An 18,998-nucleotide genomic window follows, 5' to 3' on the forward strand; every position below is an offset into this window, starting at 1 on the left:
TAAGCTAGCCCTGCCGATTCCCAAGGGAGTCAACAAAAGCACTAGTAAGACGGGAGCGTAGTCTACCGGAAAGGGCTTATCAGCTCAAACCTTGATCGCTGGTCGGCGGCTGCCAATGTAATTGCCAACGGCCATCGGCTGGACCGTGCAAACCTGACAGGTTGGCCAATGCCATAACTTGGCCGTCCAGCAGCAACAATGGCAAGCGATCACGCACAAAGGTCGGCAGCCGCCGTTCGTTGAGCACACGTTTCAGATCGCGCCGCCCACGCCCTGCCAACAGCATCTGCTCGCCGCCCTGGCGATAGGCCAGCTGCCAGTTGCCCGCCGGCAGCGCGCCGCGAATCTGCACATGGCCATTACCGGGTAGTTGCACAATCTGCTCCGCACACACTGGCTGCGCCAAACGCGGCGGCGTACGCAACCAGTCTCCGCTTAACCACCATAGGCGTTCATCGCCACGACGCAATTCGCCCTCGGCCAGACGCCAGACGGGGGACGCATCCGCAGCCGCCTCACGTAACGCCTGCCAACCGGCCCAATGCCCGCTGTCGGGCATGGTCGTGAACGGGCGCAGCCAGTAACGCAGCGCATTTCGCTGACGCGCCTCACCTAGACCGCGCAGCGCAGGCAACGCCAGGCTTGGCACAGGCAACCAGGCGAGCTCGGCCGCCACTTCAGCGCCAGCCAGATCTTGCTGCGCCAGCTCATCGAGTAACTGCCCCGCCTCACTCAAGTACGCAGCACTGCGGGCCATATTGGCACCGGCCTGCGGCCAACGACTGAGCAGTGCAGGCAACACCTGACGGCGTAGATAATTGCGCGAGAAACGCTCATCGGTATTCGACGGATCATCGACCCACCTCAAGCGATGGGCAGTGGCATAGGCCTGTAATTCGGCACGCGAGCAATTCAGCAATGGCCGCACCAACTGCCCCGCCCCCAACACGCGCTGCGCGGGCATAGCGGATAAGCCCTGCACCCCCGCGCCGCGTAACAAGCGAAACAACAAGGTTTCCGCCTGATCATCACGGTGCTGTGCAGTCAGCAACACCTCATCAACACCCAGCGCCGTTGCAAAAGCGCCGTAGCGAGCATCGCGTGCGGCACGTTCAAGGCTGGCACCCGGAGCAACCTGCACATGCTCGATGTGCAACGGCACGGACAAGGCCGCACACAACTCACGGCAATGTGCCGGCCAGGCATCAGCCGCAGCCTGCAGACCGTGATGAATATGAATGGCGCAAAGTGGCGGCAACGCCTCACGTTGCGCGAGGCCGGCCAGCAAATGCAACAACACCGTGGAATCCAGCCCGCCAGACAAGGCGATGTGCCAAGCCGGCGCTGCGCGCCAGGGCGCTAGAGATCCCAGCAGCCTGGCGCTCAGGCTCATGCTGCAGACCGTTTAAACATGTAGGCGAGGCAGCCAATACAAGGCAGAAGCGACCGAAAAAGCGGAGTGTACGAGCTGTACATGAGCATTTTGAGGCCACTTCTAACGCAGTATTGGCAACGCAGGTAGTGTTTCAACGGCCTGCTAAGCGATGCCGTAGCTCATCAAACGGTCATAACGACGCTTGAGCAACGTATCGGTATCGAAGGTCTTGAGCATTTCCAACTGCGTCCGCAACGCCTGACGCACTGACTCGGCAGCCGCAGCCGGGTCGCTGTGTGCGCCACCGAGTGGCTCACCAATGACCTGATCGACAATACCCAAACCTTTCAGGCGTTCAGCGGTAATGCCCATGGCCTCAGCAGCATCCGGCGCCTTTTCTGCAGTTTTCCACAGTATCGAGGCGCAACCTTCCGGCGAAATGACTGAGTAGGTGGAGTACTGCAGCATGTTGAGCTGATCACACACGCCAATCGCCAACGCGCCGCCCGAACCACCCTCACCAATCACGGTGGCGATGATTGGCGTCTTCAGCCGCGCCATCACCCTTAGGTTCCAGGCAATCGCTTCGCTTTGGTTGCGCTCTTCAGCGTCGATACCCGGGTAGGCGCCCGGCGTGTCGATAAAAGTCAGGATCGGCATCTTGAAACGCTCAGCCATTTCCATCAAACGACAGGCTTTGCGATAGCCTTCAGGGCGCGGCATGCCGAAGTTACGGCGTACTTTTTCACGAATCTCGCGGCCTTTCTGGTGGCCGATGACCATCACCGGTTCACCGTCCAGACGGGCAACACCGCCGACCAGAGCGGCGTCATCGGAGAAATGCCGGTCGCCATGCAGCTCATCGAATTCGGTAAAGATGTGTTGCACGTAATCCAGGGTGTAAGGGCGACGCGGGTGGCGCGCCAACTGGGCGATCTGCCAGCTGCTCAGGTTGCCGAAAATGCTTTCGGTCAGGGTGCTGCTCTTATCCTGCAGGCGGGCGATTTCATCATTGATGTTCAACGAGTTGTCGTTACCGACCAGGCGAAGCTCTTCGATCTTGGCTTGCAGGTCGGCGATCGGCTGTTCGAAATCGAGAAAATTCGGGTTCATAGTCATCCGTCTTGCGTCGACGGCCAAGTGGCCGGGAGCTGTATCCGTTATCGCGCCTACCTTATAGCAGTAGGCGCATTCAGGTCGACACCCGGTTCTGCACGAAAGCCTTCAATGCAGAACCCGTTGGGCATCAGGACCAATCGGCGAAGCCTAGGCCTCGCAAATCAGCGGTAGTGCAAAAAGACGTTGTCTTTACCGAACTGGTCACGCAATGCCTGAATCAGGCTGTCCGCCGGTTCGATTCGCCAACCTTCGCCGAACTGCAACAGTGCCTTGGCATCGTTACCGCTGTAATCAACGGTAATCGGACACGCGCCTTTGTGCTTGCCGCACAAATCCGCCAGCCAACGCAGACGGTCGCCCTGCAAGACGTTGCTGGCGACTTTCAGACGCAGGCTGTCGGCCAGACCGGTACGCGCCTCTTCCAGGCTCATCACCCGTTTGGCGCGCAGACGCAGGCCGCCGGAAAAATCGTCGTTGCTCACCTCGCCCTCGACCACCACCAGGGCATCGGTCTGCAACAGTGCTTGCGCACTGTTGAACGCTTCAGCGAACAACGAAGCCTCAATGCGCCCGGAGCGATCATCAAGGGTGATAAAGCCCATCTTGTCGCCCTTCTTGTTTTTCATCACCCGCAGATTGACCACCAGCCCAGCAATGGTCTGATCACCACGCGCCGCTTTAAGGTCGACGATACGCTGGCGGGCAAAACGCCGTACCTCGCCTTCGTACTCATCAATCGGGTGACCAGTAAGGTACAGGCCGAGGGTGTCTTTCTCGCCCTTGAGACGCTCTTTAAGCGTCAGCTCACGGGCGCGCAAGTGATTGCGATAAACATCGGCCTCGGTATCAGCAAACACGCCGCCAAACAGATCCATATGGCCGCTATCGTGGCTGCGCGCGGTCTGCTCAGCCGCCTGCACCGCTTCTTCCATCGCCGTCAGCAGCACCGCGCGATTACGGTCGATATTGGCTTTGTAGGCCTTCAGCTCTTCATGAAAGTGCGGACCGAGACGGTCCAGCGCACCGCTGCGAATCAGCGCTTCCAGCGTGCGCTTATTGATGCGTTTGAGGTCAACCCGCGAACAGAAATCGAACAAATCCTTGAACGGACCTGCTTGGCGCGCCTCGACGATCGCCTCGACCGGCCCCTCGCCGACCCCCTTGATCGCACCTAGGCCATAAATAATCCAGCCTTCGTTATTAACCGTGAACTTGAACTCGGAGACATTCACATCCGGCGCATCGAGGCGCAGCTTCATGCTGCGGCACTCCTCGATCAGGGTCACGACCTTGTCGGTGTTGTGCATGTCCGCCGACAACACCGCCGCCATAAAGGCCGCCGAGTGGTGCGCTTTAAGCCAGGCGGTCTGATACGAAAGCAGGCCATAAGCCGCTGAGTGCGACTTGTTAAAGCCGTAGCCGGCGAACTTTTCCACCAGGTCGAAAATGTTGCCCGACAGGTTCGCGTCGATGCCGTTGTTCGTGCAGCCCTCGATAAAACCGCCACGCTGCTTGGCCATTTCTTCAGGCTTTTTCTTACCCATGGCCCGGCGCAGCATGTCCGCACCACCGAGGGTATAGCCGGCCATCACCTGAGCAATCTGCATCACCTGTTCCTGATACAGGATGATGCCGTAAGTCGGTTTGAGCACCGGTTCCAAACCCGCATATTGATAGTCTTGATGCGGGTAGGAAATCGGCTCGCGGCCGTGTTTGCGGTTGATAAAGTCGTCCACCATGCCCGACTGCAACGGACCCGGACGGAACAGCGCCACCAAGGCGATCATGTCCTCCAGACAGTCCGGCTTGAGCTTTTTGATCAGCTCTTTCATGCCCCGCGATTCAAGCTGGAACACCGCCGTGGTCTCGGCACGTTGCAGCATCTGGTAGGTCGGCTTGTCATCCAGCGGGATAAAATCGATGTTCAAATCCGGCAAGCCCTGCTTGGCTTGCTCGCGGTTGATGGTTTCCATCGCCCACTTGATGATCGTCAGAGTCCGCAGACCGAGGAAGTCGAACTTCACCAGACCGGCAGATTCCACATCATCTTTATCGAACTGGGTAACCAGGCCACCGCCCTCGTCATCACAGGCAATCGGCGAAAAGTCTGTCAGTTTGGTCGGCGCGATCACCACACCACCGGCATGCTTACCGGTACCGCGGCAGATGCCTTCGAGCTTGAGCGACATTTCCCAGATTTCCCGGGCATCTTCGTCAACCTTGAGGAAGTCGCGCAGCGGCTCCTCCATCTCGTAGGCTTTTTCCAGGGTCATGCCGACTTCGAAGGGGATCATCTTCGACAAACGATCGGCCAGTCCGTAGGACTTGCCCTGCGCCCGCGCCACGTCACGCACCACCGCCTTGGCCGCCATGGTACCGAAGGTGATGATCTGACTGACCGCATTACGGCCGTATTTCTCCGCTACGTAGTCGATGACGCGGTCACGGCCGTCCATGCAGAAGTCGACGTCAAAGTCGGGCATGGATACCCGTTCCGGATTGAGAAAACGTTCGAACAGCAGGTCATAGGCCAGCGGATCGAGGTCGGTGATCTTCTGCACATAGGCCACCAGCGAACCGGCACCTGAGCCACGGCCTGGGCCCACCGGCACGCCGTTATTCTTCGCCCACTTGATGAAGTCCATTACGATCAGAAAGTAACCGGGAAAGCCCATCTGGATGATGATATCCAGCTCGAAATTCAACCGATCAATGTATACCTGACGCTTCTCTTCATAGTTCGGTGTGGTGTCTTTCGGCCAAAGCACGGCCAGACGCTCCTCCAGCCCCTCGAAGGAGACTTGGCGGAAGTACTCGTCCATGGTCAGGCCGTCAGGCACGGGGAAGTCCGGCAGGAAGTACTTGCCCAGCTGCACCTCGATATTGCAGCGCTTGGCAATTTCGATAGTGTTTTCCAGCGCCTCGGGCAGGTCACTGAACAGCTCGGCCATTTCCTCAGGGGTTTTTAGGTATTGCTGATCGGAATAGGTACGCAACCGACGCGGGTCATCCAGGCTGCGGCCCTCGCCGATGCACACACGGGTTTCGTGGGCGGCAAAGTCATCTTCTTTGATAAAGCGTACATCGTTGGTCGCCACCAACGGCGCGCCGAGCTTGTCGGCCAACGCTACAGCCGCATGAACATGCTCTTCATCGTTGACCCTATTGGTGCGCTGCACTTCCAGGTAGAAACGCTCCGGGAACACCGCCATCCACTCACGCAGCAAGGCTTCGGCCACCGCTGACTCACCACCGAGCAAGGCATGCCCCACCTCACCCTCCTTGGCGCCGGACAGGGCAATTAGGCCTTCGGCTGCGGCTTTGACCCAGTCACGCTGAATGATCACCAGATCATTGCTCTGCCCTTCGCTCCAGCCACGCGAAACCAGCTCGGTGAGGTTGCGGTAACCCTTGGCATTCATTGCCAACAGGGTCATACGGCTCAGTGGGCCGTCTTCTTCAGCACTCGCCAACCAGATATCGGCACCGCAGATCGGTTTGATACCACCGCCCATGGCCGCCTTATAGAACTTCACCAACGAACACATATTGCTCATGTCGGTGACCGCCACCGCCGGCATACCGGCCGCCGCCACTGATTTGATCAATGGTTTGACCCGCACCAGACCGTCGACCAGGGAATACTCGGTGTGCAAACGCAGGTGGACGAACGAGGCGGTCATGGCAGTCCTATACAAAACACAAAAACGATAAGGCCCGGATTGTACCGGGCCAAGGTTTAAACAACAGCAAGTAGGATAGGTTGAGCGCAGCAATACCCATCGCGCGACAGGATGGGTATCGGCGCAAGCGCCTCAGCCCATCCTACGTCTCCAACAGCGCCTTGACCGGGCCGAACGAGCGCCGGTGAATTGGAGTCGGCCCCAGGCGACGCAGTGCTTCAAGGTGCACTGGGGTCGGATAACCCTTGTGTCCGGCTATGCCATAACCAGGGTACTGCGCATCGAGCAGCTGCATCTCGCGGTCGCGGCTGACCTTGGCCAGAATTGATGCGGCAGCAATCGCCGGCACCTGACTATCACCCTTGATCACGGCGGCGCTAGGCACCTGCAATACAGGGCAGCGGTTGCCATCAATTAGCGCTAATTTGGGCGTCACACTCAGGCCCTCGACCGCGCGCTGCATGGCCAGCATGGTGGCGTGGAGGATATTCAGCTTATCGATTTCCTCTACCTCGGCGCGGGCAATACACCAAGCCAGGGCCTTCTCGCAGATCTCGTCGAAGAGCTTTTCGCGGCGCGCCTCAGTCAGCTTTTTTGAGTCGTTCAGACCCAGAATCGGCCGCGCCGGATCAAGAATTACCGCCGCCGTCACCACTGCACCGCAGAGCGGACCACGCCCCACTTCATCAACCCCGGCAACCAGCTCCTGCACCAAGGTGAAATCCAGTCCAAGTTGCATCAGTTGCGCCCAACCAGCTGCAACACTGCCTGAGCGGCTTGCACTGAGGCATCACGGCGTAATGCCCGATGAATCACATCAAAGCCTTCGGTTTGCACTGTACCGCCATCCAGCAGCGGTGCTAGCAACTGCGCCAGCGCTTCGGGGGTGGCCGCATCCTGGATCATTTCAGGCACCAGCAAACGCTCGGCCAGCAGATTCGGCAGGGAAATATAAGCACTGGTCACTAGGCGTTTGAGAATGCGGTAGGTTAATGGCGCAACCTTGTAAGCCACCACCATCGGCCGCTTGTACAGCAGGGCTTCAAGAGTCGCCGTACCAGAAGCGATCAGCACCGCATCACAGGCAGCCAGCGCCTCATGAGAGCGACCATTGAGCAAGGTCAGTGGCAAATCACGGCCTACTAGCATCTGCTCAAGCTGTGCACGGCGTTCGGGGCTGGAGCATGGCAAGACAAACTGGATACCTGGGCGCAAAGTGCGCAACCGCACCGCCGCATCAAGAAACAGACTGCCCAGGCGCGACACTTCACCGCCACGACTGCCAGGCATTAACGCTACCACCGGTTGCTCATGCGCTAAGTTCAGCGCCTCACGCGCCGCAGCACGATCCGCCTGCTGTGGAATGGTGTCGGCCAGCGGGTGACCGACAAACCGCACCGGTACCTGATGGTCTTGGTAGAACTGCGCCTCAAACGGGAACAGGGTCAGCATCAAGTCGCAGGCGTCACGAATCTTCAACACGCGCTTCTGCCGCCAGGCCCATACGGATGGGCTGACGTAATGCACCGTTTTGATTCCGGCCTGACGCAACTTGAGCTCAAGGGTCAGGTTGAAATCCGGCGCATCGATGCCGATAAACACATCCGGCTTGGCCTCGATTAGGGTATTGATCAGACGCTTGCGTCGCGCCAGCAACTCGGGAAGACGCCCCAACACCTCGACCAAGCCCATCACCGATAAGCGCTCCATCGGGAAATAGGAGTTCAGCCCCTGGGCCTGCATCAGCGGGCCACCGATGCCGATAAATTCGATCTGTGGGTATTGGGTTTTAAGGGCCTGCATCAGGCCCGCGCCGAGAATATCGCCAGACGCCTCGCCGGCGACCAGCGCGACACGCATCAGGTCAGTCATAAATTATCGGGTTATGCCGCGGCTGGAAGCCTGGATAGAGTCGCGAAAAATTGCGACTTCGGGGAATTCTGCGCACGACTCGGCCAACTCAGCCATTGCCTGCTCTACGGTTAGCCCTTGGCGATAAACAATCTTGTAGGCACGGCGCAAGGCGGCGATTGCATCGCTGCTAAAACCACGACGGCGCATGCCTTCGAAGTTCATGCTGCGCGCTTCAGCCGGATTACCAAATACGGTGACGAACGCCGGAACGTCCTTACCAATCGCCGTGCCCATGCCAGAGAAGCTGTGCGCACCGATATGGCAAAACTGATGGACCAAGGTGTAACCAGACAAAATAGCCCAGTCATCCACCCACACATGTCCGGCCAGCGCCGTGTTATTGACCAAAATGCAGTGATTACCAATGACGCTGTCATGACCGATATGGGCATAGGCCATGATCAGATTGTGATCGCCAAGGGTGGTTTCACTGCGGTCCTGTACGGTACCGCGATGGATGGTGACACCCTCACGGATCACGTTATGGTCACCAATCACCAGGCGAGTCGCCTCGCCCTGGTACTTGAGGTCGGGGGTGTCTTCACCCACCGAGGAAAACTGATAGATGCGGTTGTGTTTACCGATCTGGGTCGGCCCCTTGAGAATCACATGGGGGCCGATCACTGTACCCTCGCCAATTTCGACTTCGGCCCCGACTATCGACCATGGGCCAACGACAACGTCGTCGGCCAACTTGGCACTGGGGTCGATGATGGCGCGAGGGTCAATCAAACTCATAGTTTGCGTTCCGCACAAATAATTTCTGCCGAGCAGACTTCCTTGCCGTCGACGCTGGCTTTACACGCAAACTTCCAGATGCTGCGCTTGCTGCTCAAGTAATGGGCTTCGAGAATCAACTGATCACCCGGCACCACGGGTTGACGAAAGCGTAGCTTGTCGGAACCCACAAAGTAATACAGGGTGCCGTCAGACGGTTTCAGATCCATCATCTTGAAGCCAAGAATACCGGCAGCCTGGGCCATCGCCTCGATGATCAACACACCAGGCATGATCGGGTGCTCAGGAAAGTGCCCGTTGAAGAACGGCTCATTGATGCTGACATTCTTGAAAGCACGAATGCGCTTGCCCTCAAGATCCAGCTCAGCCACCCGATCCACCAGCAGGAATGGGTAGCGATGCGGCAAGTATTCGCGAATCTGGTTAATGTCCATCATGTGCAGAGAAGCCTGTAAGAGAAAATAGAGAAGCCGGCAGGTGCCGGCTCAGGCATCAGATGGCATGTCAGGCGCCGAGGTCACGGCGGCGAGCTGCTTTTCCAACTGCTGCAGGCGTCGCGCCATGTCATCCAACTGACGAATCCGAGCCGCGCTCTTGCGCCATTCCGCCGCTGGCTGCATGGCGGTACCCGACGAGTAAGAGCCAGGTTCGGTAATCGACCGGGTGACCATGGTCATACCCGTGACGAACACGTTGTCGCACACCTCGATATGCCCAACCATGCCGACGCCGCCCGCGATCATGCAGTTTTTGCCAATCTTGGTGCTTCCGGAAATACCCGCACAACCCGCCATAGCGGTGTTATCGCCGATCTGCACGTTGTGCGCGATCATGATCTGGTTATCCAGTTTCACGCCGTTACCGATCAGCGTGTCCGACAACGCGCCACGATCCACCGTGGTATTGGCGCCGATCTCGACGTCGTCGCCAATGGTCACCCCACCGATCTGAGCGATCTTCTGCCAAACGCCTTTCTCATTAGCAAAGCCGAAGCCTTCACCGCCAATGACCGCGCCGGATTGAATGACCACGCGCTTACCGATACGCACATCGTGATACAGCGTCACCCGCGGGGCCAACCAACCACCCTCACCGATCACCGAACGGGCACCGACAACGCACTGCGCACCGACGGTTACGCCAGCGGCAATGTGCGCCTCACTTTCGATCACCGCATACGCGCCAATACTGGCAGCCGGATCAATCTGCGCATCGGCCGCCACCACCGCAGTGGGGTGCACGCCAGGCAAAGCCTTGGGCTTGCGATCGAACAGATGGGAGAGCTCGGCATACGCCAGATAAGGATTAGCAACGACCAGCGCATTGCCGACATAACCGTCGGCATCACCAGCAGTCAACAACACCGCGCCAGCCTGGCAGCTGGGGAGAAACTTACGGTACTGAGCGTTGGCCAAAAAGCTTAGCTGATCAGGCCCAGCCTCTTGCAGTGTGGCTAAGCCGGTAATTGGCTTATCCGCAGTGCCACGCAAGGTGGCACCCAGACGCTCGGCCAACTGACCCAGGGTAAAAACTGTTGCACTCATGATCAGCGCAGCTGATTCATACGCTCGATAACCTGGCGAGTGATGTCGAACTGAGGTTTGACATCAATCACCGCACCACGCTCCAGCACCAGATCGAAGTTACCGCTCTTGATCACTTCTTCCACGGCCTTGTCCAGGTTCGGCTTGAGTTTTTTCAGCATTTCGCGATCAGCCACAGCTTTGGACTCATTCAGCTCTTTGGACTGAAACTGGAAATCACGGGCTTTTTGCTTGAATTCAAGTTCCAGGCGCTCACGCTCAGCGGTCTGCATTTTATCGCCATCTTTGACTAGACGGTCCTGAATACGCTTGGCATCGCTTTCCAAGGTTTTCAGCTTGCTCAGCTGTGGGCCGAATTTCTTCTCGGCATCCACGGCATAACGCTTAGCAGCATCAGATTCAAGCAAGGCCATTTGATAGTTCAATATTGCTACTTTCATCTCGGCAAAGGCCGGAGTCGCCAGCAGGGCAACACTTAACAAAACCAGTTGAGTCAACTTACGCACGGTGCAACTCCTGAAAAACTGTTGGTATTCAATAATCCGACGCTTAGAACGTCTGACCGAGAGAGAACTGGAAAATCTGCGTATCGGCATCGTCTGGTTTGACGAGAGGCATGGCCAAACTAAAGCTCAACGGGCCCAGTGCGGTGATCCAAGTTAAACCGACACCCACGGAGCTGGCCAAGTTACCCGGATCAATGCTGCCGCAATCGCCCTGAGACTTGCCGCAGCTGGTGTCAAACACATTACCCACATCCCAGAACAGTGCTGTGCGCAAAGAACGTTGATCCTTGACGAACGGCATAGGGAATAGCAGCTCAACCCCCCCTTGAATCAGAACGTTACCGCCAAATGGCAGCGGATCTTGGTCGTCTGTGTAACGCCCGTCATCACCAGGGCCAGCACCTTCATTAAAGTTCGGCACACCGTTGATGCGCGCAACGCTTGGCGTACTGCGCGGCCCCAGACTGCTGTCCTTGAAGCCCCGGACAGAGTTAAAACCACCCGCGTAATAATGCTCATAGAACGGTAACTCGGAAGTTGAACCGTAGCTATCGCCGAAGCCCAGCTGGCTGTGCAGACGCAAGGTATAGGTGTCACTCAACGGTTTGAACAGCTGGCCGCGGTAATCGACCTTGAAGAACGACAAATCACTGCCTGGCACCGTGGTTTCGAACACCAGGCTCTGCGAGTGCCCGCGATTAGCTAGCACGCCACGGTTGAGGGTCGACTCGGACCAACCAATCGAGGCTTTGACGTTCAAGTAGCTGTCGCCCTCTTCCTCAATAAAGTCGTAGATCTCATCAACCGTGTAATTACCGGTGCCGATACTGTCGTTCTGAATGGTCAGGCCATAGGTTAGGCGTGACGTATCGCTGATCGGGTAGCCAATACTGGCACCAGCACCGTAGCTGTCGACCGAGTAACTGGATACATCAGTATCGAGCTCGTCGTAATCGGTTTCACGGAAGAAGGCGTTATAACCCAGGCTGACACCATCTGGCGTCCAGTAGGGGTCAACAAAACCGAAGTTGTAGTTGCTCTGGTATTCGCTGCGGGTCAGACCGACGCTGACCTTGTTACCCGTACCGAGGAAGTTGTTTTGGGTAATCGAACCGCCAAGGATTAGACCGGCGTTTTGGGCAAAACCAACGCTTGCGGTGATCGAGCCGGACGCCTGCTCTTCAACGCTGTAATTAACGTCGACCTGATCATCAGTGCCAGGAACCTGCGGCGTTTCGACGTTTACTTCCTTGAAGTAGCCGAGGCGCTCTAGACGGGTCTTGGATTGGTCGATCAGATAAGTTGACGCCCAACCACCTTCCATCTGGCGCATTTCACGGCGCAGCACTTCGTCCTCAGACTTGGTGTTACCGCGGAAATTGATGCGGTTAACGTAAGCACGTTTGCCCGGGTCGACCACAAAGGTAATAGATACGGTGCCATCATCATGAGCTTCTGGCACGCCATTGACGTTGGCGAAGGTATAACCCTCGTTACCCAGACGGCGGGTGATCAGCTCGGAGGTAGTGGTCATCACTTTGCGTGAGAACACCTGCCCTTCTTGCACCAGCAACAGCGCCCGAACATCTTCTTCCGGCACTTTCAGCTCACCGCTGAGCTTGACCTCACGCACAGTGAACTTCTCGCCTTCATCGACGTTGACTGTCACATACACATGTTTCTTGTCTGGGGTGATGGATACCTGCGTAGAGCTGATATCCATATTGATGTAGCCGCGATCCAAGTAGTAGGAGCGCAGACGCTCCAAGTCGCCGGAGAGTTTCTCACGCGCGTACTTGTCATCATTTTTGAAGAACGACAGCCAATTGGTGGTCTTCAACTCGAACAGATCGATCAGGTCTTCATCAGAAAAGACCGAGTTGCCCACCACGTTGATGTGCTGGATAGCGGCAACAGAGCCTTCATTGATATTGATCTTCAACGCCACACGGTTACGTGGCTGGGGAATCACTTCAGCTTCAATTTCGGCTGAGTAACGGCCCTGAGCAACGTATTGGCGCTGCAATTCGTTGCGCACGCCCTCCAGAGTTGCCCGCTGGAAAATCTCACCTTCGGCCAGACCGGATTGATTCAAGCCTTTGAGCAAGTCTTCGCTACTGATGGCCTTGTTACCTTCAATCTCGATACCGGAGATCGACGGACGTTCAACGACCGCAATAACCAGTACGTTGCCCTCACGTCCGAGCTGAATGTCCTGAAAGAAACCGGTTTTGAACAGCTCGCGAGTGGCTTCGACCAATGCGCGGTCATCCGCTTGTGCACCCACATTCAGGGGCAAGGCACCGAACACACTGCCCGCAGAAACGCGTTGCAGGCCAGTGACCCGGATATCGGAAATGGTGAAGGACTCGGCGTGAACTTCGGTGATCATCAGTGCGGCAAGCACCGCAGGTAGCAGCAGACGTTTCATGAAGTCCTTTCTTATTTCAACTGACAATAAAAAATCTGCCGCTTTAAGCGACACTTTTGGCACATAAGGAGAGCGTAATTCAGTGACGGTTACAGCCGACCCAAGTCGTTTATCAGGGCCAGCAACATCACCCCAACCACCAAACTGATGCCGATCTGCATACCCCAACCCTGTATCCGATCCGAAAGAGGACGACCACGCGCCCACTCGACTAGATAAAAAAGCAGATGCCCGCCATCCAGCACGGGTATAGGCAGCAAATTAAGAACCCCCAGACTAATGCTCAGATAGGCGAGAAATTTAAGAAAATCACTCAACCCCGACTCAGCAGAAGCGCCCGCCACTTTAGCAATGGTTATCGGCCCGCTCAAGTTTTTTACCGAGAGCTCGCCAAACAGCATTTTCTTCAGGGAATTAAGGGTCAGAACGCTCATTGTCCAGGTATTTTTGGCACCTACAGCGATGGCCTCCAGAGGGCCGTAGCTGACTTCGCGCAACATCTCAGGCGGCCATTGCCCACCCGCGACGCCCGCACCCAGGTAACCGCTGAGCACTTTGCCTTCGCCACGCGCAGCCAAGGTTAACGGCACATCCAACTGCTGGCCTTGACGCTCAACCAACAGGGTGACTTTTTTACCCGGCAAACCACGGACCTGATCCACCAACTGCTGCCAATCGGCCAGCGACTGACCGTCGAGCGCCAGCAGGCGATCACCGACCTGCAAACCCGCAGCAAAGGCTGGGCCTTCGGGGTCCAGCTGCGCCAACACCGGCTGCAGGACCGGACGCCAAGGACGAATACCCAAGGAGGCGATAGGGTCCGGCTCATCAGCACCGCGCAACCAGTTATCCAGCGCGATCTGTCGCGCACTGTCGATCGAAGAACCAGGCTCGCGCACCACCAGATCCAAACGACCACTCTCACCCAAGCGGCTAACCAGTTGCAGATTGACCGCAGCCCACCCCGTCGTCGGCTCGCCATCTACCGCAATAATCTCCTGCCCTGCCTGCAAACCAGCGAGATCAGCCAGGCTACCCGCCTCGACTGCACCGATAACCGGGCGCACCTGCTGGCTGCCCAGCATCGCCACAACCCAGAAGAACAGCAGCGCAAGCAAGAAATTCGCCACCGGACCAGCCGCCACAATGGCAATGCGCTGCTGGACCGACTTGCGATTGAACGACTGATCAAGTAACTCAGGCGGGACGTCACCTTCGCGCTCATCCAGCATCTTTACATAGCCACCCAACGGAATAGCGGCCACTACAAACTCAGTGCCCTGACGGTCATGCCAGCGCAGCAACGGGCTGCCAAAGCCGACGGAAAACCGCAGCACTTTAACGCCGCAACGGCGGGCCACCCAGAAATGACCGTATTCGTGAATGGTTACCAAAACCCCTAGCGCAACCAGGGTGCCAACCAACATATAGAGCGCACTCATCAACCTTCTCCGCGTCAGCGATCAGCGCCGACTTAGCCATTGTTCAGCAAGGTTACGTGCCCGACCATCAGCGGCCAGCACCGTATCCAGGCTTTCAACCGCCAGGGCGGGCTCAGCATGCAGAACGTCTTCGATAATACGCGCGATCTCGGGAAAACGGATGCGCCGCTCAAGGAACGCCGCAACGGCTACTTCATTGGCCGCATTCAACATCGCAGGCGCAGTACCGCCAGCTTGCGCGGCCTCGCGTGCCAGCCGTAAACAAGGAAAGCGCTGCTCATCCGGCGCTTGAAAATCCAGCCGGGCAATGGCGAACAGATCCAGCGGCGCAACACCAGAGTCGATCCGCTCCGGCCAGGCCAGGGCGTGGCTGATGGGCGTGCGCATGTCCGGGTTACCCAGCTGCGCCAGCACCGAACCGTCAACATAATCCACCAGCGAATGGATCACGCTCTGCGGATGCACCACCACTTCAACCTGCGCAGGAGTGGCATCAAATAACCAGCAGGCCTCGATCAACTCCAGGCCCTTGTTCATCATGCTGGCCGAATCAACCGAAATCTTGCGCCCCATCGACCAGTTGGGATGGGCACACGCCTGCTCAGGCGTCACCGCATGCAACTGCTCCAGCGGCATTTCGCGAAATGGTCCACCCGATGCGGTCAGCAAAATACGCCGCACACCGACCTGCTTTAGGCCTCGAGCGTAGTCGCCCGGCAGGCATTGGAAAATCGCATTGTGTTCGCTGTCGATCGGTAACAGCACCGCACCGCTGCGTCTGACGGCCTGCATAAACAGTGCGCCCGACATCACCAAGGCCTCTTTATTGGCCAAGAGTACTTTCTTACCGGCTTCGACTGCTGCCAGGGTTGGCGGCAAACCTGCCGCCCCAACAATAGCGGCCATCACCGCATCCACTTCAGGGTGCGCCGCTACCTGACACAAGCCTTCAGGACCATGCAGCACCTGAGTAGCAAGCCCGGCAGCCCGCAAACCTTCTTGCAGATGGCGACCCTCAAGAGCCTGCGGCACCACAGCAAACCGCGGGCGGTAGATCATGCATAACGCTTCCAACTCAGCCAGGCGACTGAAGCCGGACAACGCAAAGACTTGATAGCGCTCAGGATGACGAGCGATGACATCGAGGGTGCTCAGACCGATCGAACCGGTCGCCCCCAGCACGGTAATCTGTTGCGGGTGACTCACAGCGCGCCCCAACCCGCCAGCCATAACAGCGCCGCGAACACAGGAATGGCCGCCGTCAGGCTGTCGATACGATCGAGCACGCCACCATGGCCGGGTAGCAGATTACTGCTGTCTTTAACCCCTGACTGGCGCTTGAACATGCTTTCGGTCAGGTCGCCGACCACTGAGATCAGCACCACCACGGCCGTGCCGGCCAGCCCCAACAGCAGGCTGAAAAACGACCAGTCACGGTAAATAGCCACGCCCAGGCAAATCAGCAAGGTCACCAACAAACCGCCGAACACCCCTTCCCAACTTTTACCGGGGCTGACCTGCGGGGCCAGCTTACGCTTACCAAAACGTCGACCGCTGAAGTAAGCGCCAATATCGGCACCCCACACCAACACCATCACCGCCAGAATCAGCCAGTTCGCCTCAGGCCACTGCTTAAACAGCACCAAGCCTTGCCAGGCCGGCAGCAGAATCAACAGACCAATCAGCAACCTGACCGGCGCCTGCGCCCAAAAACGGCTGCTGGCGGGATAACCCAAAACCAGAAAAGTCGCCACGACCCACCAGACCACCCCAAGTAACAGCACCCAAGGCGCCAACCCGGGCAATAGGTACAAGCCGAACAACAACCCCGCTACCGACGCGGCATAGGCAATGCGCTGCACCTGCGCAGTAAACCCTGCCAAACGAGCCCACTCCCACGCACCCAAGCTAACGACCGCACCAATAAACAGCGCAAACAGCGCACCATTGAGCAGAAAAAAGCCGCCTAGGGCGAATGGCAATAGCACCAGAGCCGTGATAATTCGTTGCTTGAGCATCAGCTGCGGGCCTCAGCAGTCACCTGATCGCCGGTTTTACCAAAGCGACGCTGACGGCTAGCAAAATCGGCCAAGGCTTTACGCATGGCGTCGTGTTTGAAATCCGGCCAAAACAGGTCGGAGAAATACAACTCGGTGTAGGCCAGTTGCCAGAGCAGGAAGTTGCTGATGCGGTGTTCACCACCGGTACGGATACACAGGTCTGGTAACGGCAAATCGCCGGTGACCAGACAGCTTTGCAGCAACTCAGGGGTTATGTCTTCGGCCTTTAGGTGACCGCCCTGAACTTCCCGCGCCAGCCGCTGCGCCGCCTGGGCGATATCCCATTGGCCGCCGTAATTGGCTGCGACCTGCAAGATAAAACGCTTATCACCAGCGGTTTGCGTTTCCGCTTCACGCATGGCGGCTTGCAACTCAGGGTGAAAGCGCGAGCGATCACCGATGATGCGCAGACTGATGTCATTGGCGTCGAGTTTCTTCGCTTCGCGGCGCAGCGCACTGAGGAACAACTCCATCAGCGCGCTGACCTCTTCGGCCGGGCGCTGCCAGTTTTCACTGGAGAAGGCGAACAGCGTCAATACTTCAACGCCCGCCTCAGCACACACCTCGATCACCGCACGCACAGCATCAACACCGGCTTTATGGCCGGCCACACCCGGCAACAAGCGCTTCTTCGCCCAGCGATTGTTACCGTCCATGATGATCGCCACATGCCGTGGCACGGCCGGCGGACTACCGTCTTTGGTCTTTTCCATGACGAGATCCTGACCGTTAAACGGCCATCAGATCCGCTTCTTTCTGCTTCACCGCCACTTCGATCTCAGCCACGAACTTGTCAGTCAGCTTCTGCACATCATCGGCAGCACGACGCTCTTCGTCTTCGCTTATTTCCTTTTCCTTGACCAAGTCTTTCAACTGGCTCAGAGCATCGCGACGGATATTGCGCACGGCCACACGACCATCTTCAGCGGCATCACGCGCCTGTTTGGTGAAGCCCTTGCGGGTTTCTTCAGTCAGGGCTGGCATGGAGATCAGCAGCAATTCACCCAGGTTGGTCGGGTTAAAGCCCAGACCCGAACTTTGAATCGCTTTGTCCACGGCGCCCAGCATGTTGCGCTCGAACGCCACGACTTGCAGGGTGCGCGAATCTTTAACGGTAACGTTGGCCACCTGATTGAGCGGGGTGTCCGAGCCGTAATAAGGCACCATGACGCCACCCAAAATGCTCGGGTGCGCTTGGCCTGTGCGGATACGGCTAAACGCATTGAGCAGCGACTCTAGGCTTTTTTGCATGCGCTCTTGGGCGTCTTTTTTGATCTCATTGATCATTCTTGTCTTCCTCAATCAGAGTGCCTTCAGCACCACCCACCACAATGTTTAGTAGGGCGCCGGGCTTGTTCATATTGAAAACCCGCAGGGGCATATTATGGTCACGGCACAGGCAGATAGCCGTCAGATCCATTACGCCCAGCTTGCGGTCGAGCACCTCATCGTACGTCAGACGATCGAATTTCTCGGCATGCGGATCCTTGAATGGATCGGCAGTGTACACACCATCGACCTTGGTCGCCTTCAACACCACGTCGGCATCAATTTCGATGGCGCGCAGGCAAGCGGCTGAGTCAGTGGTAAAGAACGGATTGCCAGTGCCAGCGGCGAAAATCACCACCTCACCGGTTTTCAGATGACGCAGCGCTTTGCGTCGGTCGTAGTGATCGGTCACTCCGACCATGGAGATGGCCGACATCACGATAGCGGGGATGTTCGAGCGTTCCAGCGCATCGCGCATGGCCAAGGCGTTCATCACGGTCGCCAGCATGCCCATATGGTCGCCGGTTACCCGATCCATACCGGCTGCACTCAGCGCAGCACCACGGAACAGATTGCCACCGCCAATCACCAGACCGACCTGCACGCCAATGCCTACTAGCTGGCCGACTTCCAGCGCCATACGGTCCAGCACTTTCGGATCGATACCGAAATCTTCCGACCCCATCAGGGCCTCGCCGCTAAGTTTGAGCAGAATGCGCTTGTAGCGCGGTTGACGACCACTCATCTGCTGAGCCATTGCGAGTCTCTCCTGCGGCGTTTGAATTCTGTGCAAACCTTCGGTTCGCTTTTATCGAGCGCTTCGACAGCGCTCCGGGTCATTGGTGCCAAAGCCCCAACACCCCACAGCTTAGCTATGCCCTCAATTTGACAAAGAGGCCGCGCGCGTTAGCGGGCAG

Annotated in this window: 16 protein-coding genes; all 16 read right to left on the bottom strand. The window is 57.5% G+C overall.

Annotation, left to right across the window (positions count from 1 at the left end; genetic code table 11):
- Positions 1-79: 79 nt before the first annotated feature.
- The 16 genes from tilS to pyrH all read right to left on the bottom strand — a co-directional run bounded on the left by tilS (position 80) and on the right by pyrH (position 18,838).
- Entirely contained in the window at positions 80-1,393 is a 1,314-nt protein-coding gene (gene tilS / locus D8779_RS01230; protein WP_136662656.1) for a tRNA lysidine(34) synthetase TilS, read from the bottom strand.
- 144 nt (positions 1,394-1,537) lie between these two features.
- On the bottom strand, positions 1,538-2,488 hold the full coding sequence (locus tag D8779_RS01235) for an acetyl-CoA carboxylase carboxyltransferase subunit alpha (protein WP_136662657.1): 951 nt from the start codon (positions 2,486-2,488) through the stop codon (positions 1,538-1,540).
- Positions 2,489-2,655: 167 nt separating this feature from the next.
- Complete coding sequence (dnaE, locus tag D8779_RS01240) at positions 2,656-6,177, bottom strand: DNA polymerase III subunit alpha (protein ID WP_136662658.1); 3,522 nt, start codon at positions 6,175-6,177, stop codon at positions 2,656-2,658.
- A 142-nt stretch (positions 6,178-6,319) separates the two neighbouring features.
- Complete coding sequence (rnhB, locus tag D8779_RS01245) at positions 6,320-6,916, bottom strand: ribonuclease HII (protein ID WP_136662659.1); 597 nt, start codon at positions 6,914-6,916, stop codon at positions 6,320-6,322.
- Entirely contained in the window at positions 6,916-8,049 is a 1,134-nt protein-coding gene (gene lpxB, locus D8779_RS01250) for a lipid-A-disaccharide synthase (protein WP_136662660.1), read from the bottom strand. Before lpxB ends, rnhB begins: the two co-directional genes overlap by 1 nt.
- Positions 8,050-8,052: 3 nt before the next feature.
- Positions 8,053-8,829, bottom strand: coding sequence for an acyl-ACP--UDP-N-acetylglucosamine O-acyltransferase (gene lpxA, locus D8779_RS01255; protein WP_136662661.1), 777 nt, complete (start codon positions 8,827-8,829; stop codon positions 8,053-8,055).
- Positions 8,826-9,266, bottom strand: coding sequence for a 3-hydroxyacyl-ACP dehydratase FabZ (fabZ, locus tag D8779_RS01260; protein ID WP_136662662.1), 441 nt, complete (start codon positions 9,264-9,266; stop codon positions 8,826-8,828). The genes lpxA and fabZ overlap by 4 nt, the downstream gene beginning before the upstream one ends.
- Positions 9,267-9,314: 48 nt before the next feature.
- Complete coding sequence (gene lpxD, locus D8779_RS01265) at positions 9,315-10,373, bottom strand: UDP-3-O-(3-hydroxymyristoyl)glucosamine N-acyltransferase (RefSeq protein WP_420875576.1); 1,059 nt, start codon at positions 10,371-10,373, stop codon at positions 9,315-9,317.
- 2 nt (positions 10,374-10,375) lie between these two features.
- Entirely contained in the window at positions 10,376-10,879 is a 504-nt protein-coding gene (locus D8779_RS01270; RefSeq protein WP_136662664.1) for an OmpH/Skp family outer membrane protein, read from the bottom strand.
- Positions 10,880-10,922: 43 nt separating this feature from the next.
- Complete coding sequence (gene bamA, locus D8779_RS01275) at positions 10,923-13,310, bottom strand: outer membrane protein assembly factor BamA (protein ID WP_136662665.1); 2,388 nt, start codon at positions 13,308-13,310, stop codon at positions 10,923-10,925.
- A gap of 89 nt (positions 13,311-13,399) precedes the next feature.
- The gene (gene rseP, locus D8779_RS01280) at positions 13,400-14,752 is read right to left on the bottom strand and encodes a sigma E protease regulator RseP (protein WP_136662666.1); all 1,353 of its coding nucleotides are present in this window, start codon (positions 14,750-14,752) and stop codon (positions 13,400-13,402) included.
- Between the two features lie 21 nt (positions 14,753-14,773).
- Positions 14,774-15,958 (bottom strand): 1-deoxy-D-xylulose-5-phosphate reductoisomerase, encoded by a 1,185-nt coding sequence (gene ispC, locus D8779_RS01285; protein WP_136662667.1) that lies wholly within the window; start codon positions 15,956-15,958, stop codon positions 14,774-14,776.
- The gene (locus tag D8779_RS01290) at positions 15,955-16,770 is read right to left on the bottom strand and encodes a phosphatidate cytidylyltransferase (RefSeq protein ID WP_136662668.1); all 816 of its coding nucleotides are present in this window, start codon (positions 16,768-16,770) and stop codon (positions 15,955-15,957) included. Before D8779_RS01290 ends, ispC begins: the two co-directional genes overlap by 4 nt.
- Positions 16,770-17,525 carry a polyprenyl diphosphate synthase gene (gene uppS / locus D8779_RS01295; protein ID WP_136662669.1) on the bottom strand — a complete coding sequence of 252 codons (756 nt, stop codon included), beginning with the start codon at positions 17,523-17,525 and terminating at the stop codon, positions 16,770-16,772. The genes D8779_RS01290 and uppS overlap by 1 nt, the downstream gene beginning before the upstream one ends.
- Positions 17,526-17,541: 16 nt before the next feature.
- A complete protein-coding gene (gene frr, locus D8779_RS01300; RefSeq protein ID WP_136662670.1) occupies positions 17,542-18,099 on the bottom strand; it encodes a ribosome recycling factor in 558 nt (185 codons plus the stop codon).
- On the bottom strand, positions 18,089-18,838 hold the full coding sequence (pyrH, locus tag D8779_RS01305) for a UMP kinase (RefSeq protein ID WP_136662671.1): 750 nt from the start codon (positions 18,836-18,838) through the stop codon (positions 18,089-18,091). The genes frr and pyrH overlap by 11 nt, the downstream gene beginning before the upstream one ends.
- Between the last annotated feature and the right edge of the window lie 160 nt (positions 18,839-18,998).

It is taken from the genome of Pseudomonas leptonychotis (assembly GCF_004920405.1).
GTDB classification, from domain to species: domain Bacteria; phylum Pseudomonadota; class Gammaproteobacteria; order Pseudomonadales; family Pseudomonadaceae; genus Aquipseudomonas; species Aquipseudomonas leptonychotis.

Excerpts from the sequence above, each read along its gene's own strand:
- tilS (WP_136662656.1), bottom strand. The coding sequence starts at position 1,393 with ATGAGCCTGAGCGCCAGGCTGCTGGGATCTCTAGCGCCCTGGCGCGCA.
- D8779_RS01235 (WP_136662657.1), bottom strand. The coding sequence starts at position 2,488 with ATGAACCCGAATTTTCTCGATTTCGAACAGCCGATCGCCGACCTGCAA.
- dnaE (WP_136662658.1), bottom strand. The coding sequence starts at position 6,177 with ATGACCGCCTCGTTCGTCCACCTGCGTTTGCACACCGAGTATTCCCTG.
- rnhB (WP_136662659.1), bottom strand. The coding sequence starts at position 6,916 with ATGCAACTTGGACTGGATTTCACCTTGGTGCAGGAGCTGGTTGCCGGG.
- lpxB (WP_136662660.1), bottom strand. The coding sequence starts at position 8,049 with ATGACTGACCTGATGCGTGTCGCGCTGGTCGCCGGCGAGGCGTCTGGC.
- lpxA (WP_136662661.1), bottom strand. The coding sequence starts at position 8,829 with ATGAGTTTGATTGACCCTCGCGCCATCATCGACCCCAGTGCCAAGTTG.
- fabZ (WP_136662662.1), bottom strand. The coding sequence starts at position 9,266 with ATGATGGACATTAACCAGATTCGCGAATACTTGCCGCATCGCTACCCA.
- lpxD (WP_420875576.1), bottom strand. The coding sequence starts at position 10,373 with ATGAGTGCAACAGTTTTTACCCTGGGTCAGTTGGCCGAGCGTCTGGGT.
- bamA (WP_136662665.1), bottom strand. The coding sequence starts at position 13,310 with ATGAAACGTCTGCTGCTACCTGCGGTGCTTGCCGCACTGATGATCACC.
- rseP (WP_136662666.1), bottom strand. The coding sequence starts at position 14,752 with ATGAGTGCGCTCTATATGTTGGTTGGCACCCTGGTTGCGCTAGGGGTT.
- D8779_RS01290 (WP_136662668.1), bottom strand. The coding sequence starts at position 16,770 with ATGCTCAAGCAACGAATTATCACGGCTCTGGTGCTATTGCCATTCGCC.
- uppS (WP_136662669.1), bottom strand. The coding sequence starts at position 17,525 with ATGGAAAAGACCAAAGACGGTAGTCCGCCGGCCGTGCCACGGCATGTG.
- frr (WP_136662670.1), bottom strand. The coding sequence starts at position 18,099 with ATGATCAATGAGATCAAAAAAGACGCCCAAGAGCGCATGCAAAAAAGC.
- pyrH (WP_136662671.1), bottom strand. The coding sequence starts at position 18,838 with ATGGCTCAGCAGATGAGTGGTCGTCAACCGCGCTACAAGCGCATTCTG.